This is a genomic window from Pseudomonas sp. Pme6b (assembly GCF_058129925.1).
The window spans coordinates 2,728,712-2,752,343 of sequence record NZ_CM176704.1 but is presented as its reverse complement, the minus strand read 5'-3'; the positions used below and the strand labels follow the sequence as shown (position 1 = coordinate 2,752,343).

The 23,632-nt window shown below is 59.4% G+C and carries 18 protein-coding genes and 6 pseudogenes; 15 read left to right on the top strand and 9 right to left on the bottom strand.

Going from position 1 to position 23,632, the window contains the following annotated elements:
- The first annotated feature begins 20 nt into the window (after window positions 1-20).
- The 9 genes and pseudogenes from AC4ANE_RS12495 (at window position 21) to AC4ANE_RS12455 (ending at window position 9,963) form a co-directional block, all read left to right on the top strand.
- Window positions 21-749, top strand: a pseudogene (locus tag AC4ANE_RS12495) (DUF4198 domain-containing protein).
- A gap of 272 nt (window positions 750-1,021) precedes the next feature.
- A complete protein-coding gene (gene purU, locus AC4ANE_RS12490; RefSeq protein ID WP_031595378.1) occupies window positions 1,022-1,888 on the top strand; it encodes a formyltetrahydrofolate deformylase in 867 nt (288 codons plus the stop codon).
- Window positions 1,885-2,787 (top strand): bifunctional methylenetetrahydrofolate dehydrogenase/methenyltetrahydrofolate cyclohydrolase FolD, encoded by a 903-nt coding sequence (folD, locus tag AC4ANE_RS12485; protein ID WP_002553896.1) that lies wholly within the window; start codon window positions 1,885-1,887, stop codon window positions 2,785-2,787. Before purU ends, folD begins: the two co-directional genes overlap by 4 nt.
- Window positions 2,769-4,010 (top strand): FAD-dependent oxidoreductase, encoded by a 1,242-nt coding sequence (locus tag AC4ANE_RS12480; protein WP_002553897.1) that lies wholly within the window; start codon window positions 2,769-2,771, stop codon window positions 4,008-4,010. Before folD ends, AC4ANE_RS12480 begins: the two co-directional genes overlap by 19 nt.
- A gap of 13 nt (window positions 4,011-4,023) precedes the next feature.
- The gene (locus tag AC4ANE_RS12475) at window positions 4,024-4,329 is read left to right on the top strand and encodes a sarcosine oxidase subunit delta (protein WP_002553898.1); all 306 of its coding nucleotides are present in this window, start codon (window positions 4,024-4,026) and stop codon (window positions 4,327-4,329) included.
- Entirely contained in the window at window positions 4,326-7,232 is a 2,907-nt protein-coding gene (locus tag AC4ANE_RS12470; protein WP_002553899.1) for a 2Fe-2S iron-sulfur cluster-binding protein, read from the top strand. The genes AC4ANE_RS12475 and AC4ANE_RS12470 overlap by 4 nt, the downstream gene beginning before the upstream one ends.
- A gap of 3 nt (window positions 7,233-7,235) precedes the next feature.
- Window positions 7,236-7,808, top strand: a complete 573-nt coding sequence (locus tag AC4ANE_RS12465) for a sarcosine oxidase subunit gamma (RefSeq protein ID WP_002553900.1) — start codon at window positions 7,236-7,238, stop codon at window positions 7,806-7,808.
- A 142-nt stretch (window positions 7,809-7,950) separates the two neighbouring features.
- Window positions 7,951-9,105 (top strand): annotated as a pseudogene (locus AC4ANE_RS12460) (HAMP domain-containing protein); the annotation flags it as partial.
- Window positions 9,106-9,195: 90 nt separating this feature from the next.
- On the top strand, window positions 9,196-9,963 hold the full coding sequence (locus AC4ANE_RS12455) for a methyl-accepting chemotaxis protein (protein ID WP_371875232.1): 768 nt from the start codon (window positions 9,196-9,198) through the stop codon (window positions 9,961-9,963).
- 120 nt (window positions 9,964-10,083) lie between these two features.
- Here the strand turns inward: AC4ANE_RS12455 and AC4ANE_RS12450 are convergent, their stop codons facing one another.
- The gene (locus AC4ANE_RS12450; protein WP_002553902.1) at window positions 10,084-10,980 is read right to left on the bottom strand and encodes a LysR family transcriptional regulator; all 897 of its coding nucleotides are present in this window, start codon (window positions 10,978-10,980) and stop codon (window positions 10,084-10,086) included.
- A 109-nt stretch (window positions 10,981-11,089) separates the two neighbouring features.
- On the opposite strand from AC4ANE_RS12450, the gene AC4ANE_RS12445 reads away from it, so the two are divergent.
- Both AC4ANE_RS12445 and AC4ANE_RS12440 read left to right on the top strand, forming a co-directional pair.
- Window positions 11,090-11,965 carry an MBL fold metallo-hydrolase gene (locus AC4ANE_RS12445; protein ID WP_031595383.1) on the top strand — a complete coding sequence of 292 codons (876 nt, stop codon included), beginning with the start codon at window positions 11,090-11,092 and terminating at the stop codon, window positions 11,963-11,965.
- Window positions 11,966-12,059: 94 nt separating this feature from the next.
- Window positions 12,060-12,458 (top strand): hypothetical protein, encoded by a 399-nt coding sequence (locus AC4ANE_RS12440; protein WP_002553904.1) that lies wholly within the window; start codon window positions 12,060-12,062, stop codon window positions 12,456-12,458.
- 87 nt (window positions 12,459-12,545) lie between these two features.
- Here AC4ANE_RS12440 and AC4ANE_RS12435 read toward each other — a convergent pair whose 3' ends face one another.
- From AC4ANE_RS12435 to AC4ANE_RS12415, 5 genes and pseudogenes are all read right to left on the bottom strand, one after another.
- A complete protein-coding gene (locus tag AC4ANE_RS12435) occupies window positions 12,546-12,671 on the bottom strand; it encodes a hypothetical protein (RefSeq protein WP_080164905.1) in 126 nt (41 codons plus the stop codon).
- A gap of 65 nt (window positions 12,672-12,736) precedes the next feature.
- Complete coding sequence (locus AC4ANE_RS12430; protein ID WP_002553905.1) at window positions 12,737-14,218, bottom strand: chemotaxis protein CheW; 1,482 nt, start codon at window positions 14,216-14,218, stop codon at window positions 12,737-12,739.
- A pseudogene (locus tag AC4ANE_RS12425) lies at window positions 14,215-14,682 on the bottom strand (methyl-accepting chemotaxis protein); the annotation flags it as partial. The gene AC4ANE_RS12430 and the pseudogene AC4ANE_RS12425, both read right to left, overlap by 4 nt.
- 207 nt (window positions 14,683-14,889) lie before the next feature.
- Window positions 14,890-15,495: pseudogene (locus tag AC4ANE_RS12420) on the bottom strand (PAS domain-containing protein); the annotation flags it as partial.
- Entirely contained in the window at window positions 15,446-16,333 is an 888-nt protein-coding gene (locus AC4ANE_RS12415) for a PAS domain-containing protein (protein ID WP_223216191.1), read from the bottom strand. The pseudogene AC4ANE_RS12420 and the gene AC4ANE_RS12415, both read right to left, overlap by 50 nt.
- 819 nt (window positions 16,334-17,152) lie before the next feature.
- Here AC4ANE_RS12415 and AC4ANE_RS12410 point away from each other — a divergent pair.
- The 4 genes and pseudogenes from AC4ANE_RS12410 to AC4ANE_RS12395 all read left to right on the top strand — a co-directional run.
- A pseudogene (locus AC4ANE_RS12410) lies at window positions 17,153-17,299 on the top strand (arginase family protein); the annotation flags it as partial.
- A gap of 172 nt (window positions 17,300-17,471) precedes the next feature.
- The gene (locus AC4ANE_RS12405; protein WP_031595384.1) at window positions 17,472-18,818 is read left to right on the top strand and encodes an LLM class flavin-dependent oxidoreductase; all 1,347 of its coding nucleotides are present in this window, start codon (window positions 17,472-17,474) and stop codon (window positions 18,816-18,818) included.
- A complete protein-coding gene (locus AC4ANE_RS12400) occupies window positions 18,815-19,774 on the top strand; it encodes a D-isomer specific 2-hydroxyacid dehydrogenase family protein (protein ID WP_031595385.1) in 960 nt (319 codons plus the stop codon). The genes AC4ANE_RS12405 and AC4ANE_RS12400 overlap by 4 nt, the downstream gene beginning before the upstream one ends.
- A 76-nt stretch (window positions 19,775-19,850) precedes the next feature.
- Window positions 19,851-20,825 (top strand): aliphatic sulfonate ABC transporter substrate-binding protein, encoded by a 975-nt coding sequence (locus tag AC4ANE_RS12395; protein ID WP_031595386.1) that lies wholly within the window; start codon window positions 19,851-19,853, stop codon window positions 20,823-20,825.
- Between the two features lie 60 nt (window positions 20,826-20,885).
- On the opposite strand, the gene AC4ANE_RS12390 is transcribed toward AC4ANE_RS12395, so the two are convergent.
- The 3 genes and pseudogenes from AC4ANE_RS12390 to AC4ANE_RS12380 all read right to left on the bottom strand — a co-directional run.
- Complete coding sequence (locus AC4ANE_RS12390) at window positions 20,886-22,556, bottom strand: amidase (RefSeq protein ID WP_460408953.1); 1,671 nt, start codon at window positions 22,554-22,556, stop codon at window positions 20,886-20,888.
- Window positions 22,557-22,644: 88 nt separating this feature from the next.
- Window positions 22,645-23,277 carry an ANTAR domain-containing response regulator gene (locus AC4ANE_RS12385; protein WP_058887073.1) on the bottom strand — a complete coding sequence of 211 codons (633 nt, stop codon included), beginning with the start codon at window positions 23,275-23,277 and terminating at the stop codon, window positions 22,645-22,647.
- Window positions 23,274-23,609, bottom strand: a pseudogene (locus AC4ANE_RS12380) (transporter substrate-binding protein); the annotation flags it as partial. The pseudogene AC4ANE_RS12380 and the gene AC4ANE_RS12385, both read right to left, overlap by 4 nt.
- Window positions 23,610-23,632 lie beyond the last annotated feature (23 nt).

Sequence of the window (23,632 nt, the reverse complement as noted above, 5' to 3'; positions counted from 1 at the left end):
CACAACAATAAGGATGCACCATGCTGTCAACAAAACCTTTCGTGGCCCTGGGCCTGCTCGGCGCATTGTTCGCCAGTCAAGTGAACGCACACGGCCTGTGGACCGAACAGCGGCGCGGCAATATCGAGGTGGTCTACGGTCATGGCGCGGAAGACAACGCGTTCAAAGCGCAAAAAGTCAGCGGCGCATGGGCGTATGACCAGCAGGGCAAAATGATCCCGGTGACGGTACAACGCCTTGAGGATCACGCGCGACTGGTGCCGCTCAAGCCGCCCGCCGTGATGACGGTGGCGCTGGACAACGGCATGTGAACACGCAACGCCGAGAAAAAGTGGATCAACGAAGGCCGTAGCAAAGTGCCCAATGGCACCGACTCGATTCATACCTTCAAATACAGCGTGGCAATCTACGCAGAAGACGCGCACCTGCCCTCGTTCAGCAAACTGAATTTTGTGATCGTGCCACAGGCTGATCCATTGAAGGTCGGGGTTGGCAAACCCTTACCGGTACGCGTACTGATCGACGGTAAACCCGCTGCCGGTATCAAACTGATCGGCGATTACCGCAGCGCACCGGATGTCGTCAGCGCCGAAACCGACGCCCAGGGCCTGGCCAGCGTGATCGTGCGCAACGAAGGGCTGAATATCATCGCTGCCGAGGTCACGCAGCCGGTCAAGGATAATGTCGATATCGCCGAGCGTGGCTTGTTTACCTCATTAACGTTTGTCGGTGAGGCGCATCACGACTGACCCTTACTGCTTCCTGAAAACGCCTGCCTTGGGCGTTTTCTGCCTCAGGGTAACTGAAAAAAAGGCACCCGCTCCCCACCACGCCAGCCCCCCATATTCCCTTTAGTAAACAAAGTTTCCAGAAACCCCTGGACGCTGCTCTTCCTTTCGCCTATAAAACAGCCTTCAAGAATATTAAATTCCTGTAGAGAATTTTATTCGCCACTCAAAAACCTCTGTATCTGACTTTTGCCCCCTTTGCCGAGCTGCCGCCCTATTCCAGAGGACAAGCCATGCAACACGAGAAGAACCATTTCATCCTGAAGATCAGCTGCCCGGCGACCTCCGGCATTGTCGCGGCAGTGGCTTCCTGCCTGGCTGGCAACGGCTGCTACATCGGTGAAATGGCCCAGTTCGACGACGAGTACAGCGGCACCTTTTTCATGCGCGCAGTGTTTCGCTTCAACGACGGTCACGACGGCGACATCCAGCAGTTGAAAACCGGTTTCGATGTGGTGGCCAAAGACTTCGCCATGCAGTGGGAACTGCATGACACGCGTCGTCCGATGCGCGTTTTGTTGATGGTCAGCAAGTTCGATCACTGCCTGACAGACCTGCTGTACCGCTACCACAAGGGGGAAATGGACATGACCATCACCGCCATTGTGTCCAACCACTTGGACTTACGACCGATGGCCGAGCGGGAAGGCATTCGTTTCATTTACCTGCCTGTGAGTAAAGAAACCAAGGCTGCGCAGGAAGCTGCGCTGATGAAGGTGGTCGACGAAACCGGTACCGAACTGGTGGTGCTGGCGCGCTACATGCAGATTCTCTCCGACGACCTGTGCAAGCAACTGGCGGGGCGGGCAATCAACATTCATCACTCGTTTCTGCCAGGTTTCAAGGGCGCCAAGCCGTATCACCAGGCTTATGAGCGCGGCGTGAAATTGATCGGTGCCACTGCGCATTACGTCACCAGCGACCTGGACGAAGGCCCGATCATCGAGCAGGAAGTGCAGCGTGTCGATCACTTCTACCTGCCTGAAGACCTGGTCGCAGCAGGCCGTAATAACGAAACCATCGCGCTGTCGCGGGCAGTCAAGTACCACCTTGAGCATCGGGTGTTTCTCAACACTGACCGAACGGTGATCTTCCGATGAGCGCGCGCATCATCGATGGCAAGGCAGCCGCCGCTCGTGTTCTGGAACAGGTCAGCACCGAAGTGAAAATCTTGAAGGCCGACGGCATCGAACCGGCACTGGCGGTCATTCTGGTCGGTAACGACCCGGCCAGTGAGGTGTATGTGCGCAACAAGATCCTGCGCGCCGAGGAAGCAGGCATTCGTTCGCTGGAGCACCGCCTGCCTGCCAAGAGCAGCCAGGCACAGGTGCTGGCGCTGATTGCCGAACTGAACGCCGACGACTCGGTAAACGGCATCCTGCTGCAACTGCCACTGCCGTCGCACATGGAAGAAGCCCGCGCCTTGCAGGCCATTGATCCGGGCAAGGACGTCGATGGCTTTCACAGTGAAAACGTGGGCGGCCTCAGCCAGGGACGCAGCGTACTGACGCCCTGCACGCCCAGCGGCTGCATGCACTTGCTTGAAGAGACCTGCGGCGATCTGAGCGGCAAACATGCGGTGGTTATCGGTCGCTCCAATATCGTCGGCAAACCGATGGCCGCCCTGCTGTTGCAAGCGCATTGCTCGGTGACAGTGGTTCATTCGCGCAGTACCGACGCCAAGGCCTTGTGCCAGCTGGCAGACATCGTCGTCGTAGCAGTGGGTCGCCCGCGCATCATCGACGCCAGTTGGCTCAAGCCCGGCGCAGTGGTGATCGATGTCGGCATCAACTGCATCGAGGATCAAGGCCGCAGCCGCCTGGTGGGCGATGTCGATTTCGACAGCGCCCTGAGCGTGGCTTCTGCCATCACACCGGTACCCGGTGGCGTCGGGCCGATGACCATCGCCTTTCTGATGAAAAACACAGTGACTGCTGCCAGGCAGCAAGCCCTCGCACAGCGCAGCCAATCGGAGGCCGTATGCCTTTCAACCTATTGAAATACGGGCTCAGCCCGGAGTATCCGGTCGAGGTGGATCTGCCTGCGCCCAAGGAACTCAAGCCTTCCTACGACGTGGTGATCATCGGCGGCGGTGGTCATGGCGTGGCGACCGCGTACTACCTGTCGAAATACCACGGCATCACCAATATCGCCGTGCTGGAAAAAGGCTATCTGGGCGGCGGCAACACGGCGCGCAACACGGCGGTTATCCGCTCCAATTACCTGACCAGCGAAGGTGTGAAGTTCTATGCCGAGTCGGTGAAGATGTTTCAGGGCCTGTCCAACGAGTTCGACTTCAATATCATGTATTCGGAGCGCGGCCAGCTAACCCTCGCGCATACCGACGCCACCGTACGCTCGTTCCGTCAGCGCGCCGAGGTCAATAAGCATTTCGGCGGCCGCACCGAAATGATCGACCGCCAGCAGATCCACGAACTGGTGCCGAGCCTCAATCTGGACCCTGGCCATCTGCCGGTGCTCGCGGGCCTGTGGCATATCGACGGCGGCACCGCACGTCATGACGCGGTGGCCTGGGGCTATGCCAAACAGGCGGCCAAGCGCGGCGTCGAGATTCATCAACTGACCGAAGTGCAGGAACTGGTAATCGAGAATGGCGCCATCATTGCTGTGAAAACCAATCGCGGCACCATCCAGTGCGGTTGCGCCGTACAGGCGGTCGCGGGCATGAGTTCGCAGATGATGAAAAAGGCCGGAATTCGCTCACCGATCCAGACCTTCCCGCTGCAAGCGATGGTCACTCAACCCTTCAAGCCGTTCCTCGACCCGTTGGTGAGTTCGTCCGCCCTGCACTGCTATGTCCAGCAGACCAGCCGTGGCGAGGTGGTGTTTGGCGGCGGCTCGGACCCGTATCCACTGTTCAACACGCGCTCGACGCTGGACCTCAAGGAAAGCCTGCTGGCCCACGCCATCGAGATGTTTCCGTTTCTGGCCAACGCCAAATTGATGCGCCAGTGGGCCGGAATCACCGACATGACCCCCGACTACAGCCCGATCATGGGCCTCTCGCCGGTCAGGAATTATTACCTGGACGCAGGCTGGGGCACATGGGGCTTCAAGGCGACGCCGATCTGCGGCAAGACCATAGCCGAACTGGTGGCCAGTGGCGGCAAGGTGCCTGAGTTGATCAGGCCATTCGCGCTGGAACGCTTCTCGACCTTCCAGCAAGTCAACGAAATGGGCGCGACAGCGGCCAGCCACTGACGGAGAGCGACACATGAAAATCATGACCTGCCCGCTCAACGGGCCGCGCAACATCAGCGAATTCACCTACGGCGGCGAATTCAAGCACATGCCTGACCCGCAAACCTGCAGCGATGCGCAATGGGCCGATTACGTGTTCAACAGTGAGGACACCCTGGGCGTGGTGCGCGAGTGGTGGATGCATAACCCGTCCAGCTACTGGTTTCTGGCCGAACGTCATACCGGCAGCGACGAGATCATTCGCACCTTCGACCCGCGGGAAATATTTACCGCACGTATCGACTTCGCTCCCCTCCCATCCAAGGAGATCGCAGGATGACCACCCCAGCCCGCTTGCCCGAGCCCATGGGCCTGCTGATCGATCGCAACCAGCCGCTCACCTTCAGCTTCGATGGCAAAACGTATCAGGGCCTGCAAGGCGACAGCATTGCCAGCGCACTGCTGGCCAATGGTCGCTTTCTGCTCTCGCGCTCGTTCAAATACCATCGCCCGCGCGGACCGCTGAGCATGGCCGGACAGGACGCCAACAGCCTGATCCAGTTGCCACACGAGCCTAACGTGCTGGCCGACACTTTTGTCTTGCAGGATGGCTTGCAGGCAACCGGACAGAATTTCAGCGGCTCGCTGGACCACGACAGGGACGCCTGGCTGGGCAAGTTCTCGAAGTTCATGCCGGTGGGTTTCTACTACCGCTCGTTCTACAAGCCCAAAGGCATGTGGAAAGTCTGGGAGCCGATCATTCGCAGGAAAGCGGGCCTCGGCGTGCTGGATCTGGACTTTCAGCCTGAATACTACGACAAGGCGTACCTGTTCACAGATCTGGCGGTAATCGGTGCAGGACCTGCCGGGTTACAGGCGGCTCTGACCGCAGCCAACGCCGGAGCCAGGGTGCTGTTGATCGAACAGCAGCCGATACTCGGAGGTTCGCTGACTTACGCGCGCTTCGATATCGACGGTCAGCGTGCCGGGCAACTGCGGCGCGAACTGGTCGACGCCGTGCAGGCGCACGCCAATATTCAGGTCCTCACACAGGCCACTTGCAATGCCTGGTTTACCGACAACTATCTGCCAGTGATTCAGGGCAAGCGTCTGTACAAGGTGCGCGCTACGCAATGCCTGGTGTGCAGTGGCTCGTTCGACCAGCCGGTTATTTTTCGCAACAATGATTTGCCCGGTGTGATGCTGACCAGCGCCGTGCAGCGTCTGATCAGGCTGTACGCAGTCAAGCCCGGCAAGCGCGCGGTGGTGCTGACCGGCAATGATGACGGTTACCTCGCTGCACTGGATTTGCACGATCAGGGTGTCGAAGTGGTCGCGGTCGCCGACATGCGCGCCAATCCGTCGGATCGGGGATTGCAGGTTGCGCTGGAGCAACGCGGCATCGTCTGCCACATGAGCACCACCGTGTATGAAGCGCTGCACGAGAAAGGCATGCGTCACGTAAGCGGGGCCGAGCTGCGCAAGATCACCGGCCAGGGTCAGGTGGCCAACAAGGGTTTGAGTGTCGAGTGCGACCTGCTGTGCATGTCCGGCGGCTACATGCCGGCCTACCAGTTGCTGTGTCAGGCGGGCGGCAAGCTGGCCTATGACGATCGGCAGGCCGAGTTCGCGATCAGCAGCCTGCCGCAGAACCTGGGCATCGCTGGTTCGGTCAACGGTTATCACGCGCTGGATAACGTGCTGACCGATGCGGCGAATGCCGCCGCCGGGGTGCTCTCGGCGCTAGGCCTGGAATCGACCGACAAACCGGCCGCACTGCGCAGCGAAGCGCAGGTCAACTTTGCCTGGCCGATTTTTCCGCATCCCGAAGGCAAGGATTTTGTCGATTTCGACGAAGACTTGCAGGTGCGCGATATCGTCAATGCCACCCGCATTGGCTATCGCGACATTCAGTTGGTAAAGCGTTATTCCACTGTCGGGATGGGGCCGTCGCAGGGTCGTCACTCAGCGTTGCCAACCGCACGACTGGTGGCCGCGTTTACCCAGCGCAGCATCAGCGAAACCGGTGTGACCACTGCCCGGCCGCCCTTCGAGGCAGAGAAACTGGCGCACGTCGCGGGACGGGCCTTCGACCCCTACCGCCAGACGCCCATGCACCAACGGCATGTGCAGGCAGGCGCGAAGATGATGCCGGCCGGGATCTGGCAGCGTCCAGCGTTCTATGGCAAGCCATCGCAACGCGATACCTGCATGCAGCAAGAAGCACTGCATGTGCGCAACAAGGTCGGGATTATCGATGTGTCGACACTAGGTGGCCTGGACGTGCGCGGACCCGATGCCGCCGAGCTGCTCAACCGCATGTACACCTTTGCGTTCCTCAAGCAGCCGGTCGGGCGTTCACGCTATGCGCTGATGACCAACGAGCAAGGCGTGGTCATTGACGACGGCGTTTGTGCACGCTTTGCCGACCAGCACTTCTACGTCACCGCCACCACCAGCGGTGTGGATCGCATCTACCAACAGATGCTCAAGTGGAATGCCCAGTGGCGTCTGAATGTGGACATCACCAACGTCACAGCGGCCATTGCTGCGGTCAACGTGGCGGGCCCGGATTCACGCAAGGTACTGGAGCAAGTGTGTACCGACCTTGATCTGTCCGCCGCAGGTTTCCCCTATCTGGGCGTGCGCCTGGGCACTGTTGCCGGCATCAAGGCGCGGCTGTTGCGAGTCGGTTTCGTCGGCGAACTGGGCTACGAAATCCACGTTCCGGCCCGGCATGCCCTGACACTGTGGGACGCGCTGACCGAGGCTGGCAAGGCGTTTGATATGCGTCCGTTCGGCGTCGAAACTCAACGTCTGTTACGCCTGGAAAAAGGCCACGTCATCATCAGCCAGGACACCGATGGCATGACCCATCCAGCCGAAATCGACATGGGCTGGGCGGTCAGCCGGAGCAAGCCGTTCTTCGTCGGCCGCCGCTCAGTGGATATCCTCGAAGCCCAGCCACAGAAACGCAAGCTGGTGGGCTTCACCCTGTCCAAGGCCAGTCCGCTGCCGCTTGAAGGTCATCTGGTGCTCAAAGGTCCGGACATCAGTGGCAACGTGACCTCCTGCGAATACTCGTCAACCCTCGGCATGATTATCGGCATGGCTTATGCCGCGTTCGACCAAAGCACACCCGGCCAGCAGATCCCGATTCGCGTCGAAGACGGTGTGGTGGTTCAGGCGACCGTCGTGAAAATGCCCTTCTTCGATCCTGAAAACCAGCGCCAGGAGCTCTGAACCATGAATAGCCTTATCCAGGACCGCCCGGTCAGAGCTGGCGCGCCCTCACTGTGCACACTGCAAGACCTGACCGATCTGCCGCGCGTGGGGTTTCGCGGTACGCAAAGCGCCGAATACCTGACAGCACGTGGTTTCAGTCTGCCCGACACGCCGAACCGCGCGGTTACTCAGGCCGACGGCAGCCATGTTGCACGTCTTTCGCAGACCGAATACCTGCTGCTCGGCAGCCCGCTTGATAAAGGCCAGCGCATAGCCGATGAGGAAGCCCGTTGGGAACTGGACCATAACGCCAACTACCTGCTGCCTCGCGAAGACAGCCATGCGTGGCTGCAACTGAGCGGCCCGTGCATCCCCGAGGTGATGGCTAAATTGTGCGGCGTGGACCTGCGTCCGTCAGCATTCGCAGTCGGCTCGGTGGCGCAGACCTCGGCAGCGCGAATCAATGTGATCGTGATCAATGTTGGCGCGCAGAGCGAACCCTGTTTTCAGATTCTCTTTGATCGGGCTTCACTGGCTTACTTCAAGGAAGCGATGCTGGATGCCATGACCGAGTTTGGAGGGCGCCTCTCATGAACAACGGGTTACTGCTTCAGTGAATAAAGGCCGTTTCGTGCTCATGAACGACAACAAGTGTCTGTTACCGCCAAGCCGCCTAAAGAATGCTGGCAAAAAGTCGTTGACCTCTTGGTAGACCATAAGAGCGACCCTCAGCTCAATGCCTCGGGTCGCAGACTGCATCCATGCAGCACCCGACACTTGCGGCAGTAACACGCCCCCCGGAGCTCAAATGAATATCAAACAGAAATTGACGTGGGCGTTCGCAGTCATTGCGTGCTTGCCCATATTAGTCGTCGCCGCCATCGTGGTCGTGAACCTGCGCGACAAGGCGACCAGTGATTTCGTGGACAGCAGCGCACGCGAGATTCGCCAGGTCGACAATGCCATGCAACTGTTTTTCGACGGCATTACGCAGAACGTCAATTACATCGCGGCGCACCCGCTGATCGCCGGGGCGAGCGATGATTTCCGCAACTACATGGGCGCAACGCCTCCCCCGCAGTCCGAGAATGACAGGCAGGCGACCGAGCTGTTCGCCAATATCGCCAAGGCTCACCCGGCCTACTCCTACGTCTCTTACGGGTTGATCAACGGCAGCTACATCATGACGCCGGAAGACCCGAAAATGAGCAACTACGACCCACGTGTTCGCCCGTGGTACAAGACCGCAATGGCCAATGCTGGCAAAACCGTGCGCAGCGATGCCTATTACTGGGCCAACGATGACGCGGTGCTGGTCAGCACCATTCGGGCGATCCCCAATAAACTGGGCAACCCTGGTGGCGTGGTCAATATCGACGTATCGCTCAAGCAACTGACCAACATCGTCAAGCAGATCAAGCTCGGCGAAAGCGGCTACCTGATGCTGATGGAAAAGAACGGCACCGTGCTGGTCGATCCCAAACAGCCCGAGCATAACTTCAAGAAACTGGGTGAACTGGGCGACGGTTTCACCGAGCTGGCCAAAACCGGCAGCGGTCTGGTCGAGGTAACACTCAACGGCGAACGCTACATGGCCAACGTGTACCCGTCCGAGCAACTGGGCTGGAACTTCATCGGTCTGATCAAACAGGACGAAGTGATGGCCTCGGCCACCCGCCTGACCTGGCTGATCGGCGTTATCGCTGCGGTATTGGCGGTGGTCTTTGCGATTGTCGGTGCCAGCTTTGCCAGCGTCATCGTGCGTCCGATCCACAGCGTGTCGAGCGGCCTGGAAGGCATTGCTGGCGGCGAAGGCGACCTGACCCAGAACCTCGCCGTGCGCGGCAAGGATGAAACTGCGCAACTGGCAGGCTGGTTCAACAAGTTCCTTACCGCGATTCGCAACCTGATCCAGCACATCGGCCAGGCTGCCGGGAAGATTCTTGAAGCCTCACACAGCTCCACCCGTGTCTCCAACGACATGGCCGAAGCCGCTGGACGTCAGCGCGAGGCGGTGGACATGGTCTCCACGGCCTTCCATGAAATGGTCGCCACCTCCAACGAAGTCGCTCGTTCCTGCAGCCAGGCCGCCGATTCGGCCGACAGCGGTCAGCAGCAGGCGCGTGAAGGTCAGCGACAGATCGACGATGCGGTGCGCAGTGTCGACCAGCTCAGCGAGGAACTCACCCGCTCGGCCAAGGACATGACGCAACTGGAAAAGGACAGCGCAGGCATTCAGTCGATCCTCAACACCATCCGTTCGATTGCCGAGCAGACCAACCTGCTGGCCCTCAACGCGGCCATCGAAGCAGCTCGCGCAGGCGAGCAGGGTCGCGGCTTTGCCGTGGTAGCCGACGAAGTCCGCGCGCTGGCCAAACGTACCTCGGACTCGACCGCCGAAATCGACAACCTGCTGGGCAATCTGGCCAAACGCACCGCTTCGGTGGCGCAACAGATGCACGCCAGCCTCGACGTGTCGCAGCAATCGGTGACCAAGATCGGGCAGGCACGCAGCAGCTTCGGGCAGATCCGTGAGTCAGTTGATGTGATTCGCGACATGAACACCCAGATTGCAACCGCCGCCGAAGAGCAGCATCAGGTGGCCGAAGACATCAACCGTCACATCAGCCAGATCCATGGCGACGCCCAGTTGATCGCCGACCTCTCGGACTCCGCCCGTGCGGATTCCAGAAGTCTGGAACTACTGTCCAGCGAACTCGACGGCCTGGTGCGCAAGTTCAAGACCTGATACTGCACACTCGGAGCGTGAGAAACGATAGGTGTCTGTGTGTCCCCTATCGTGCCCATGCTCCGCGTGGGCATGCCGTTCTGGACGCTCTGCGTCCTTTGCGCAGCAGGTGATCCAACCTCAAGGCTCTGCGCCGCTCCTCTCAAACCATTCAGTCAGAAAATCCAGCATGGTGCGCAAGGTGGCCGACTGGTGATGCCGCGAGGTGTAGATCGCGTGGATGCCCAGCGCCCTTGGCTGGTGGTCGGGCAGCACCGCGATCAGCTTGCCACTTGCAATCAGCGGCGCTGCCGAATGCACCGGTTGCAAGGTGATCCCCGCGCCAGCCACTGCGGCCTCCAGCAACACCACTGAATCGTTGGCGCTGAGGTTGCCGCCCACCGGAACGCTGAGCGGCAACTGCTGCCGGGTGAACTCCCACAGGCTCTTGCCGAAGTACGAATAGGTCAGGCAGTTGTGTGCAGCCAGTTCTTGCGGACTGGAGGGAGTGCCGTGCATGGCGAGGTAGGCTGGAGAGGCACAGACAACCGAATCGCAATGCCCCAATGGACGGGCAATCACATTGGGGTCCAGCTGATTGGTGATGCGGATTGCCAGATCGATGCGCTCGCTGACCAGGTCCACGGCCTCGTTGCCAATCAGCAGATCCACCGAGGTGCCGGGGTAGCGTTGCAGGTAAGCCGTCACCGCTGGGGCCAGAACCGCCAGTGCCAGTGACTGCGAACAGGCAATACGCAGCATGCCACGCGGCTCATCGACTTGCGTATCGGCTGCCAGCGGCACTGCGTCAGCCAGCTCGACAAGCCGCTGGCAACGCAGCAACGTCACCTGTCCGGGCGCAGTGAGCCCCAGCTTGCGCGTGGTGCGGTGCAGCAAGCGCGCTCCCGCCCAGGTTTCCATCTGCGCCAGATAACGGGTCACCATCGCCCGTGACATGTCCAGCGCCTCAGCGGCAGCAATGAGGCTGCCGCGTTCGTTGATGGCCATGAACACCCGCGCCGCCATGATCCGATCCATGATTCATCCGATATAAGCAATCAATAGTTGCCAATATTGAGGCTTTTGTTTCATTTTAAGCAACATAAGATAACGACCTCAGTCTTGCTCTATAAAAAGGTCGTACCCCATGCTACGCAATTCCCTGCTTGCTCTATCGTTCGCGGTGCTATTCCCGCTTGCAGCCCAGGCCGCTGATCCACTGGCGATCGAGGTCTACAATCCGGCCGAAAAAGCCATCTTCCCGGTGTCATCCGAACTGATCACCGGCAAGCATGATGCGGTGCTGATCGATACGCAGTTTCAGCGTAACGATGCTCAGGCGCTGGTAGAGAAGATCAAGGCCAGCGGCAAGAAACTCACTACCGTGTACATCAGCCACAGCGACCCGGATTACTACTTCGGGCTGGACGTCATCAAAGCTGCTTTCCCCGATGCGAAGATCGTTGCCAGCGCTCCTACCGTGAAAGCGATCAAGGCGTCGATGCAGGGCAAGCTTGCCTACTGGGGACCGATTCTCAAGGACAATGCTCCGGCCAGACTGGTCCTGCCAGAGGTGCTCAAGGGTGACCATCTTACCCTTGAGGGTCAGCCATTACAGATCAAAGGCCTGAACGGCCCGGCCCCCGAGCGCAGCTACGTATGGATTCCATCGCTCAAGGCGGTGGTCGGCGGCGTCGTGGTGTCCAGCGGCATTCATGTATGGATTGCTGATACCCAAAGCCCGAAATCGCGTCAGGACTGGCTCGCGACCCTCAAGGGCATTGAGGCGCTGAAACCGGTCACGGTAATTCCGGGCCATTATCTGGGCGAGGTTCCAGCGGGCACCAAGGCTGTGACGTTCACCGCCGACTACCTGAAGTCCTTTGAACAACAAGCGGCCAAAACCAAGGATTCCAAGGGCCTGATCGATGCCATGCAGAATGCCTGGCCACAACTGGCCGAACCGAGTTCGCTGGAACTGAGTGCCAAGGTCATCAAGGGCGAGATGAAGTGGCCGAACTGATCTGAAACCAGGGAACTGTTGCCGCATCGCCGCAGTTGCGCGCAGCAGTTCCGGGGTATGGTCAGACGCCCCCGTCAATCGCTATGCTGCACCCATGAATGCTCCCGTCAAAATCCGTAACCCCTGTCCGCCCGGCGCTTGCGACTGCGAGCGCGAACGGCTGGATGCGGAAGACGCCGACCTGCGCATCCTCAAGCTGACCCGTGATGCGGAAAACACGCTGCTTGAGCGCCTGAGCCGTGTCGAAAGCCTGAAGGATCTGGAGCACATGCAGCGCAGGATTTTCGAGCAACTGGGTGTGCGCGTCGAAATCGCACCGGGCTTCAACGAAGTACGCACCATGCGCGGCATCAGCATTGTCGTGCAGAAAAAGACCGGCCTGTGCCGCAAGACGCGCAAGTCGGTTGCAAGCGCAATCCGCAGTGCACTTGAGGCACGCCCGCAGATCGCCTATGAACTACTCAACGCCAACGACCTGCTACGCGACGCGTGAGTCAATACAGAGCCCGAACAGGCCTTTGAAACCATAACGCCCGATCTAAAACAGACCGGGCGTCATGTGCATTGTCCTGTTGACTGATCAACAGGCCCCCGGCGGAATACCACCCTTGTTGAAGTCCTTCAGGCGTTCCTTCTCTTCTGGCGTCGAGTGCGCAGGCACATCGTTTGCCGGTTCCGGCTTTTTCTCGTCTTTCTGGTCAGTCATGGTCATTCTCTCCGCTCGTGGACACTCAAAATAAGGCCACGCGCGAAGCATTCGGTTCCGATTGATTAGCGCGCTGCCACTCGTTCGGCGACATTGCACTCCAGTTGCCTGGCCAGCCCCTGCAAATCGAGCAGGGTTGCGCGCCAACTGCGTTCCTGACTGCCGACGCTGACCAGCGAGCGCACTCGGTCATTGACCGAGATCCCCTTGCCGGTATTGGCCTGCCAGCCCTGCTCGAGCATGGCCGGGTCGAACTGATTGAACGCGTCGATCGCATCGACCCGGCTCACGGCAAAACCGAAGCACAGGCGCTCGCCACGCACGATCAGGACACGGGACGCTTCACACGGGGTTTGCGCCCCCTCGCCCAGCAGGCTGCTCAGGCAGATCAGCGGCACTTGCTCGCCACGCAGATTGAATTGCCCTAGCAGGTGCGTCGCCGGTTGCGACAAACCGATCAGCTGTTGCGGCACGCTCATGATCTCGACGATCTGACTCAACGGCGCGACGAAGCGGGTCGGTGCGTCAAACAGCAGACAGGCATGGCGCAACATCGCCTTGGTCACATCGTGCGAGGCTTGTGCAGGTTTGACGTCGTGCTGGTAAACCTGGGTGTAGCTTTTGACTTCCGGGCGCTGCAACAGCATTGGATGATCCAGCAACAATGCCTGTTGCCCCTCCTCCAGGTTCATGACCCCGGCCAGCAGTTCAGGATGCGGCAGGCCGTAACCCGGTGCCGCCAGAAGGCTGCCCGGGTCCTGACGCTGGATGGCGACCATGCGGTCGTAACCAAACCCGCATACCCGACCGTCCGGAGCCGTCAATAGCAACAACTGCGGCTTGGAGGTCTGGCGTTTATGGTCCAGACCAAGGACTTCGGACAGATTGAGCGCCGGGACCTTGGTGCCACGCACCGACGTAACGCCAAAGCAGCAGTCACTGGCAAAGTCCGACGCCGAAATTTCAGGATTATCCACCAGTTCGGTCACGACGCTCGCATCGATACAGAAGTTGCGACCGTCACACTCGAACACCAGGTAATGCAGCAAACGATTCTTGGCCGCGAGCGCTTCTTCCTTGAGCACCTGCGCGCTCGGATCAGCAGCAAACAGTACGCCTGGCAAGCTACTCAGAAAACCCAGGTCGAGCTTGTAGATCATCCGCGATTCTTCTGCGCCCAGCAGCAGTGATGGCAGCAACCCGACACTGGTGCCGCCAGGGCCCAGCGGGCTGAATTGAGAGTCGCGGGCCTTGAGAATGTCGCATACCGCATCAATCGCCAGCCCCAGGTAGCCACCGCCGTACTTGAGAATAGCGACCAGCGGCGTGGGCAACGATGTATCGCCGCCCTCCGCCAACTGGCCCCGCAGGTCCACCAAAGGCACCGGTTTGCCGCGCAAGGTAAACACCCCGCGCAACGCACCGCGAGTCAGCGGATGGGGGTACAGGTCGGCAGGCCAGTGCACGGCCTCCATCAGCGCTTCGGCAACCACCGCCAGATAAACGCCATTGATCTGCACGACGCCGTAGGCATTTAGGCCGCTCATGCAGGTTGTCCGATGGATACCTTGTTCAGAGTTTCGGTGTAGCCGGTCAGGTTGGCTTTATGCAGCTCCACGATCAGTGTTTCCACTTCCTGCGCCGACAAGCGTTGTTTCTCGGTCGCGGTGTTGATCCCGTCGATTGCCTGAGTCGTCTGCATCACGCCTTCCACGATGTGTTCGAAGGCTTCGCCGGCACTGCGCGAAATCTCGTTGCCCGACTCGATCCGGCTGACTGTTTCGAGGATCAGCTTGTTGATTTCCTTGGTCGCACGCGAGGACTTCTCGGCCAGCTTGCGCACTTCATCGGCCACCACCGAGAAGCCCAGGCCGTGCTCGCCAGCCCTGGCCGCCTCGATAGCGGCGTTGAAGGCCAGCATGTTGGTCTGACTGGCGATCTCGCTGATCACCTGGATGATGTCCTGAATGCCCTCGGCCGACTTGGCGATCATGCCCATCGCATCGGACGCCTTGACCAGAGTCTGCGAACCGGTACTGGCCTGCTCACGCGTCATTCTGGCCAGATCGGTGGCCGTCTCGGTGCTTTGTGCCACGTAGGAAATGGCGTTCATCAATGCTTTAACCGACTCGCCCATGGCGCGGGTCTTGGCTTCTATCGCCTGCTCCATCTCGACCTGACGGGTAATGTCAGTGGCGAATTTCACCACTTTGAACGGCAGCCCGTCATGGTCTAAAATCGGGCTGTACGTCGCCTGAATCCAGATTTTCTGCCCGTACTTGCTGACGCGCATGAAGCGTCCGGAATAGAACTCGCCCTGCCCCAGCCCGTGCCAGAACTCCCGGTATTCAGTGCCACGCACATATTCCTCATCACAGAAAATACGGTGATGCTGGCCCTTGATCTCCTGCAGGCCATAGCCCAGCGCTTTGAGGAAGTTGGCGTTGGCCGTAATAATGTTGCCGGCCATGTCAAACTCGATGACGGCCTGGGCGCGGTCGATTGCATTCACCTTGCCGTGGTGCTCGACGCTGGTTTCCTTGGCAACTGTCACGTCGAGCGCGAACTTGACGATCTTGTAAGGTTTGCCCTGCGCGTCGAAGATCGGGTTGTAGGTCGCCTGAATCCAGATTTCCTTGCCATCCTTACGCTTGCGTTTGTACTCATTGGCGTCGTATTCGCCACGCCCCAGTTTTTCCCAGAGCTCGCGATACTCCAGACTGCTGACAAACTCCTCAGAGCAGAACATCCGGTGGTGTTCGCCGACAATTTCCTCAAGGTCGTAGCCGAATACCGCAAGGAAGTTGCGGTTGGCATGCAGCACCTTGCCGGTCAGATCGAATTCGATAACCGCCTGAGAACGCTCGATCGCCGTCACCTTGCCGGCGGACTCGGCTCTCGGTGACGTCGTTGGCGAACTTCACCACTTTGTAAGGACGACCATCAGGGTCAAAAATCGGGTTGTAAGTGGCGCTGATCCATAGCTCTCGACCGTTCTTGCCGATTCGTTTGTACTCGCCGGAGTCATACTCGCCACGCTCGAGCTTGGCCCAGAAAGCACGATAGGCCGGGCTGTTCAGGTAGTCGTCTTCACAGAACATGCGGTGATGCTGGCCCTGTATCTCATCCAGACGATAGCCCAGCACCTTGAGGAAGTTTTCGTTGGCGTTGAGCACGCGGCCGTTCAGGTCGAACTCGATGATGCTCTGCGAACGATCGATCGCTGCGACCTTACCTTCGTACTCGGCGTTGGTCTTGCGTTGCTGCGTGACGTCGGTGGCGAATTTTACGACCTTGAACGGGTTGCCCTGTTCGTCGAAAACCGGGTTGTAGGTTGCCTGCAACCAGATCTCGCGACCGTTCTTGCCCAGGCGCTTGTACTGCCCTTCGTCAAAGGCACCTTTGCCCAGTTTTTCCCAAAACGTCGCATACTCAACGCTGGAAGCGTGTTCCGGGGTGCAGAACATGCGGTGATGCCGACCCTGGACTTCGTCCAGGCGATACCCGACGCAATCCAGAAAATTGGTATTGGCCCGCAGAATATTGCCTTCAAGATCAAACTCGATCATCGCCTGCGAACGGTCAATGGCCGCCATCAGCGAGTGCAGGTCCATCTCTAGCTCGGCCCGGTCCCTGGGAGTGCTTTCAATTGTGGTCGACATGTAAAATACTCTGCGAGTCAGCATCTATGGAAGTATTGTTATAAAGCGCCGGTCTGTGCGGGCCCGGTCAAACGCTTCAAACATGAGGAGCGGACTGACTATGGTGCCTGCCGATAAAGCCGGTTAATCGTCTTTCTCAATGCCTTCCATAGCACAAACTTCAAGGCCGTCAGAGCCAGGTGGAACTATCGAAGTCACTCGGCAATGAGCCGTTACATAAACATCGGCTTCAGTCAGATTAGCTTTAGCGCTGCCAGACCACTATTTAGCCACTATCAACGCACACACTTCTTGGCCCTACCGATCACCGGCAAGGACCGCTTCGTACACAACGTCCTTCCCCTGCTGAAAACCGTTGCGTCATCAAGCATAAAACCAGATGACGAGAATCACGGCCCCCGTCCATCCCAAGGTGAGTAAGAAAGAAAGCCCAGCAAGGCGCGGGTCCATGGAACTCCTATTCTAGAAGGCTTGGGTAAGCAGAGCGCTGCATACGTAGGGATATAACGGCTGGATCACAGGTATATAAACTATTTTCACCACCTTGAAACACTGCCGGAACAGGGGTCTTGCTCTGGATCAACGTCTGATAACCGACGTATGGCCTGGTCACCAGCAAGTCTTTGAACGAAGCGCCGTTTGACGGCAGACTGAATGTCAGGGATCAGAGTAGCGTTACCTTCACCCGCATCCAGTCTTCCTCTACATCACCGGCGATTGCAGCAAGACAGGGAGTCTCGGCAAGGCGCTGGCGATATCGTCCTTTACGATAGCGCACAACCTTATGCATGCAGTTACCCCTAAGGTGACGATCGGAGCTTGCTGACAGACGTAGCCAGCGCCGTGGACGTGGTCGGCCTTGGCATTGCCGAGCACCTGCCGTGGGATGCTCTGGCGCTGCAGAAAATGCTGACGAAACTGCCGTTGCTTGGCGATGGGCTGCCAACCCTCGGGGCTGACTCCTGAAACAGCGAGCAAAATTCAATTTATGCATATTTAAATAATTAATAATTATTTAATTAACATATAACAAAATAGAATTTCACTGCGGGTTTTTATAGGCATATCGTCATCCTATACCGACCCCTTTCTCCAGGCGGAGGTGCATCCACCTTTCTGAACCGTCCGGAGCAAAACCATGAGCAGACAACGACACCTTAAACTTGGCGCAATGGTCCACGGGGTCGGCCATGGCTGGGGCGAATGGCGCCATCCGCACGCACTGGCCAACGCCAGTGTGAATTTCGGCTTTTATCAGCAGCAGACCCAGTTGGCCGAAGCGGCGCGCTTCGATTTTGTGTTCATCGCCGACAGCCTGCACATTCACGAAAAATCCAGTCCGCATTACCTGAATCGTTTCGAACCGTTGACCATTCTCTCCGCACTCGCAGCCACCACCCGGCATATCGGTCTGGTGGCAACGGTGACGGTCAGCTACACCGAACCCTTTCAGGTAGCTCGCCAGTTTGCTTCGCTGGACCACATCAGTGGCGGTCGGGCTGGCTGGAATGTGGTGACTTCCTGGCTCAGTGGCACCGCTGACAACTTCAGCAAGGGCGAACACCCACCGCACGCCGTACGCTACCGCATCGCCAAAGAGCACATCGAGGTGGTCAAAGGTCTGTGGGATTCCTGGGAAGACGACGCCTTCGCCTACGACAAGCAGAAAGGCGAATTTTTCACGCCTGGCAAACTGCACGCGCTGAACCACAAGGGCGAATTCTTCTCGGTGAAAGGCCCGCTCAACATCGCCCGGTCGAAGCAGGGTCAGCCGGTGATTTTTCAGGCAGGCACCTCCGAGGCCGGGCGTAACTTCGCCGCTCAGAACTCAGACGCGATCTTCGTCCACGCCGAGAGTTTCGATGAAGCGCGCGTCTATTATCAGGACCTGAAACAAAGGGCTGGCGGCTTTGGTCGCGACCCTCACGCACTGTCGATTCTGCCGGGCATTCGCCCGATTGTCGGGCGCGATGAGGCTGAGGTGGAGAGCCGCTATCGCCAGGCCGTGGAGTTGGTGACGATCGAAGACGCTATTGTCGCCCTTGGCCGCCCCTTCAATGATCACGATTTCAGCCAGTATCCACTGGACGAACCCTTCCCGGAACTGGGCGATCTGGGCTCCAACAGCCAGAAAGGCGGTTCGGACCGGGTCAAGCAACTGGCCAAAGACGAAGGCCTGAGCCTGCGTGAAGTCGCCCTGCGCTTCTCCCTGCCCCGCCGTGACTTTGTCGGCACACCGCAACACGTCGCCGACGCGATACAAACGTGGTTCGAAGCAGGCGCAGCCGACGGTTTCATCATCAATAGCGTCCTGCCGGACGGCCTGCAGTACTTCACAGAATGGGTGGTGCCGGTGCTGCAACAACGCGGACTGTTTCGCACCGAATACAGCGGCAATACGCTACGTGAAAACCTCGGCCTTGAGGTGCCTGTCAATCGTCATGCGAAGGCTGTCGCCCATCAATCTGACGAGGCGGTGGCATGACTCGACTCGTGATTGCCAGCCAGCTGGATGATGATTTCAATCAGGTGATTCGCGAACGGCTTGCAGTGACCCACCCTGAAGCCAGGCTCATCGGCGTACCTGCCGGAGTGCCGAGCGACTTGCCCGGCGAGGTCAGCATTCTGCTGGCGCGCCCTATCAACGTGCGTGGTTATGAAGCCCCGGCCTCGCCGCCTCCGGGCTGGCCCTATGGCCTTAAGTGGATTCAGGTGGTGTCTTCGGGTATCGACTTCTACCCAGGCTGGCTGTTCAACGGGCCGCCGGTGAGCACCTCGCGGGGCAGCGCGGCAGAAAACATCGCCGAGTTCTCGCTGGCCGCCATTTTTGCCGCAGCCAAGCATCTGCCGGATATCTGGGTGCATGACTCGCAATGGAACTTCACCGCCCTGACGCAGCTCAAGGGCACCACGCTCGGGATTCTCGGCTTTGGTGCCATCGGCCGCAGTCTGGCCAGCAAGGCCCAGGCGCTGGGTATCAACGTGATCGCATTGCGGCAAAGTTCGGCTCCGTTCGAGGTTGACGGTGTCGAGGCTGCACGCGACATTCATGACCTGTTCGCGCGCGCAGACCATTTGGTACTGGCCGCGCCGTTGACACCGGCGACACGGCACATAGTTAACGCCGCGGTGCTGAACAGTGCCAAACCCGGCCTGCACTTGATCAACATCGCCCGTGGCGGCTTGCTTGACCATGAAGCGCTGCTCAATGCGCTGGATAATGGAAACATCGGCCTGGCCTCGCTGGACGTCACCGAACCCGAGCCCCTGCCGGACGGGCATCCACTGTACTCACACCCTCGCGTGCGCCTGTCACCGCACACCTCGGCGATCTCCAGCAACAGCCGTAACGAAATAGCCGACAGCTTTCTGGCCAACCTTGAGCGTTTTCTCAATGGGCAGGCCTTGCAGAATCAGGCTGATCGCCAGCGCGGCTACTGACACAGATCACACCCATTACGCTGCGTGGAAATACAACTCCTGAAACTCAGCGTCACCCTCAAATACCGAGCGTGCCATGCCCAAACCGATAAAAAACACACAACCTGGATACCGCCCTCCGCTGCTGGCAGGTCTGCTCGGGGCGTTGGTGTTATGCATCGCCCTCCCCGTCGAAGCACAGCAAACGTTGCGGATCGGTTACCAGAAGTCTTCCACGCTGATCACCCTGCTGAAAACACGCGGCACGCTGGAAAAAGCCCTTGCGCCACAGGACGTCACCGTCACCTGGCATGAGTTTCCGAGTGGTCTGCCGCTGCTGGAGGCGCTGAACGTCGGCAACGTCGATATCAGCGCGGATGTGGCAGACACCGTACCAATCTTTGCCCAGGCAGCGCAGGCCAGGCTGACCTACTTTGCCCAGGAAGCGGCCTCGCCTTCCGCGCAGGCAATCATCGTCCACAAAAACTCGCCCGTGCAGCAGTTATCGGATCTGAAAGGCAAAAAAGTCGCTGTCACCAAGGCAGCGGGCTCTCACTACCTGCTGATTGCTGCGTTGAAAAAGGCCGGTCTGGCATTTTCGGATATTCAGCCCGCCTACCTGTCGCCCGCCGACGGCCGGGCGGCCTTCGAAAACAACAAGGTGGACGCCTGGGTCACCTGGGAACCCTTCCTGACCAGCGCACAACGGCAACTGCCAACGCGCACCCTGGCTGACGGCAAGGGGCTGTCCAGCTACAAACGCTATTACCTGACCGGCACTGGTTACGCCAAGGCTCATCCGCAAGTGCTCAGCGTGGTTTACGAGCAGTTGCACAGCGCTGGCATCTGGCTCAAAGCCAACCCGCGCGAAGCCGCCCAGGTGCTGAGCCCTTTATGGGGCAATCTGGATATCGAAACGGTCGAAATCGCCAACAGCCATCGGACTTATGAGATCCAGCCAGTCACGCACGATCAACTGGACGAACAACAGCATATCGCCGATGCCTTCTTGGCAGCGAGCCTGCTGCCCAAGGCGGTGGATACGCAGGATGTGGAGGTATGGAAGCCTTGAGGAATGAAGGGGCACACCCGCTCGCATGGAGCGAGTATGCCACTCGATCAGTCTCTGAACTCAAACACCCGGCGGCCTGGGAAACGCTCCGCGGGCGGTTTCATAAGCCTGCGCGACACGCAACGCCAAGGCATCCTTGAAGCGCGGCGCGACAATCATCATGGCGACCGGCAGGCCCTCGGCCAGGCCTGCCGGGATTGACGTGGCCGGGTGGCCGGTCAGGTCGAACGGCGCGGTATTGGCGAGCATGTTCAGGGCGCTGTGCACGTACTCTTCAATCGGCGCATCGGCGGCGGTCAGCGTGGTAGCTACAAAGGGCATGGTCGGCAACACCAGCACATCAAAATTCTTGAATGCTTCGTCGTATTGACGGGTGAGTTCCGGCACCAGCATCCGCGCCTTGGCGTAGTAGGCACCGTGCAGGTTTTTCAGGCTGTAATGCCCGGTAAGTGCCACGGCACGCACGCTGCTGGACAATGCGTTGGCATGCTCACGACGCCTGGCACCGAAGTAGCTCATGATGTCGGGGTCGTAATAGCCGTCGACATTCATGCCATAGCCGTTGCCTTGCAGCATCTGATACGCCGCACCATCGGTGGCGATGACATTCCACATGTCCAGCGCCACACCGCGGTGCCACGGAGCGCTTGCCTCTCCGAGCGTCGCACCAAGGCTTTCCAGCTGTGCCACTGCGGCGCGAACCAGGGCGTCTACCTGCGGTTCGGACATGCCGGGAATCGCAAAACCTTCGCGCAGCAGGCCGATTTTCAAGCCGGCAACGCCCTGATCGAGGGTCGCGACACAACTGACCGCCGGCGGGTTTTTCTGCCTTGAATCAAGCCCGTCGGCCCCGGCGATTACGTCGAGCATCACCGCGCAGTCGCGCACGTTATTGGCCATCGGACCGACATGGTCGATGGTCCGCTCGATCGGAAAAGCCCCGGTATAAGGCACAAGGCTATAGGTCGGCTTGTGCCCGACGATGCCGCTCCAGGCCGACGGCATGCGGATCGACCCGCCCTGGTCGCCGCCGATGGCCATGTCCACTTCCTGCAAGGCGACCAGCACGGCGCTGCCGCTGGAGGAGCCGCCTGCGTTGCGAGTCAGGTCCCACGGGTTTTTTACCGCACCGGTAGCCGAGGTAAAACTGGCTCCGGAGAAACACAAGTCTTCACAGACTGATTTGCCGACCACCGTCGCGCCTGCGGCCAACAAGCGTTTGACCACCGTGGCATCTTCGGACGGCACGTAACCATCAAGGCTCAGCGAGCCGTTGGCCATCGGTACGCCGGCCACTGATACGTTGTCCTTGATGACCACCGTTCTACCCGCCAACGGGCCGCTCGCCGCACCGGCTATGTGCGTCTTCACGTACCAGGCGCCATGCAGGTTTTCGGCCTCTGTCGGTTTGCTGTGCTCGCGCAGCGGCGTGGGCTGCGCAACGTGAGCGGCGTACAGCTCATCAATGGCTTCGTAGGAGCCCAGGGTTTCGTCAGCAAGGCTCAGGAACGATGCCATCTGGCTGTCTGACAGGTCGTACCCGTGATCCTGGGCGGCAATCAGAAAGTCGGCTTTGTCGGGGCGTTTTACGGACATGGTGTTCTCCAGATAACGGTAAGGGCCGCCCGGGATCGGGCAGGCACTGACTGGAGCCGCCTGCGCAGGATGCGCAGGCATGGGCTCGATCCGGAGGACGCCGTTGTCCATGCAGGTCGCCACGCGGTGTTCCATACCTGCCGGTTCAGGGCGTATGGCAAGCGTCCGCGCAGAAGAGGATCAGACCGATGAGGCCCGACACTCGAAGCGAGTCTGCAGCCTGTCAGGAACAGGCTTGTTGAAACAGTTCGTGGGCCTTGACCAGCGCCTCGGCGATTTTCTCCACGGGCTCACGCTTGGCCATCGCCTGATCCCGCAGCGCGTTGTAAGCGTCTATTTCAGACATACCCTTGGTTTCCATCAGGATGATTTTTGCCTGCTGCACGGTACGCATCACCGCCATGCGCCCTTCCAGACGCTTGACGTGTTTTTCCCGTTCCCGTGTTTTGCGTGCCTGGCTAAGAGTGATGGCCAGCGCCGTCAACAGGCCGAAAGACCTGACCGGCGAGGGAATAACCGAACAGGCATTGAGCTGCACCAGCGCCTCGACAATGGTCGGGTTTTCATAGGCGATCACCGGAATGATCGGCGGCGTCGAGCTGTGCAGCAGCCAGGGCGTATTGGTCGACAGGCTTTCCGGCGACACCGCCAGCACGATCACGTCAGCCTCACTCTGCAACCGTTCGGGGATCGGCCACTGCACGCGTACCTGGCAACCAATACGCTGCAACTGGGCGATCAGGTTGCGACCGTCTACATCATCGGGGTGCATCACCAGCACGCTGATGTCGCGCAGGTCCTTGATGCCGCCTGCGCTGTCGTTACGCAAACGTTTCTTGGCGGCACGCAGGGTCATGGACGCCTCCCGGTCAGGCTGGACCAGCCGTTGAAGTCAGGCGCAACGGCATAAGGATCAGGCTTAAGCGCTTTCTGACTTTCGTAAAGGATGTCGAACTGCCCGTCGCCATTGGCCCGGCCGATCCGCGAGTACAGGTAGGTATGGTGATTGTGCTCATCGATGCGGACCCGTCCCTGAGGCGCGTCGTATTCCAGACCGCGCATGGTCTGCAAGACGTCCTCCACCTCCGTGCTGCCCGCCCGGGCTATCGCCTTGGCCAGCAGATGGACCTGAAAATAAGCGGCTTCCCAGCAGCGATCGGTCACTTGATGCTGGCCAAACTGTTGCCGCTGACCGAAAACTGACCCAGTAG

What these genes read in the sequence shown, in the direction of transcription:
- AC4ANE_RS12475 (WP_002553898.1), top strand. Translation starts at nt 4,024, where the DNA reads ATGAAAATCATGACCTGCCCGCTCAACGGGCCGCGCAACATCAGCGAA.
- AC4ANE_RS12400 (WP_031595385.1), top strand. Translation starts at nt 18,815, where the DNA reads ATGACTCGACTCGTGATTGCCAGCCAGCTGGATGATGATTTCAATCAG.
- AC4ANE_RS12465 (WP_002553900.1), top strand. Translation starts at nt 7,236, where the DNA reads ATGAATAGCCTTATCCAGGACCGCCCGGTCAGAGCTGGCGCGCCCTCA.
- AC4ANE_RS12480 (WP_002553897.1), top strand. Translation starts at nt 2,769, where the DNA reads ATGCCTTTCAACCTATTGAAATACGGGCTCAGCCCGGAGTATCCGGTC.
- AC4ANE_RS12395 (WP_031595386.1), top strand. Translation starts at nt 19,851, where the DNA reads ATGCCCAAACCGATAAAAAACACACAACCTGGATACCGCCCTCCGCTG.
- AC4ANE_RS12415 (WP_223216191.1), bottom strand. Translation starts at nt 16,333, where the DNA reads ATGTCGACCACAATTGAAAGCACTCCCAGGGACCGGGCCGAGCTAGAG.
- AC4ANE_RS12405 (WP_031595384.1), top strand. Translation starts at nt 17,472, where the DNA reads ATGAGCAGACAACGACACCTTAAACTTGGCGCAATGGTCCACGGGGTC.
- AC4ANE_RS12440 (WP_002553904.1), top strand. Translation starts at nt 12,060, where the DNA reads ATGAATGCTCCCGTCAAAATCCGTAACCCCTGTCCGCCCGGCGCTTGC.
- AC4ANE_RS12390 (WP_460408953.1), bottom strand. Translation starts at nt 22,556, where the DNA reads ATGGAACACCGCGTGGCGACCTGCATGGACAACGGCGTCCTCCGGATC.
- folD (WP_002553896.1), top strand. Translation starts at nt 1,885, where the DNA reads ATGAGCGCGCGCATCATCGATGGCAAGGCAGCCGCCGCTCGTGTTCTG.
- AC4ANE_RS12385 (WP_058887073.1), bottom strand. Translation starts at nt 23,277, where the DNA reads ATGACCCTGCGTGCCGCCAAGAAACGTTTGCGTAACGACAGCGCAGGC.
- AC4ANE_RS12470 (WP_002553899.1), top strand. Translation starts at nt 4,326, where the DNA reads ATGACCACCCCAGCCCGCTTGCCCGAGCCCATGGGCCTGCTGATCGAT.
- AC4ANE_RS12430 (WP_002553905.1), bottom strand. Translation starts at nt 14,218, where the DNA reads ATGAGCGGCCTAAATGCCTACGGCGTCGTGCAGATCAATGGCGTTTAT.
- purU (WP_031595378.1), top strand. Translation starts at nt 1,022, where the DNA reads ATGCAACACGAGAAGAACCATTTCATCCTGAAGATCAGCTGCCCGGCG.
- AC4ANE_RS12450 (WP_002553902.1), bottom strand. Translation starts at nt 10,980, where the DNA reads ATGGATCGGATCATGGCGGCGCGGGTGTTCATGGCCATCAACGAACGC.
- AC4ANE_RS12455 (WP_371875232.1), top strand. Translation starts at nt 9,196, where the DNA reads ATGGCCGAAGCCGCTGGACGTCAGCGCGAGGCGGTGGACATGGTCTCC.
- AC4ANE_RS12435 (WP_080164905.1), bottom strand. Translation starts at nt 12,671, where the DNA reads ATGACTGACCAGAAAGACGAGAAAAAGCCGGAACCGGCAAACGATGTG.
- AC4ANE_RS12445 (WP_031595383.1), top strand. Translation starts at nt 11,090, where the DNA reads ATGCTACGCAATTCCCTGCTTGCTCTATCGTTCGCGGTGCTATTCCCG.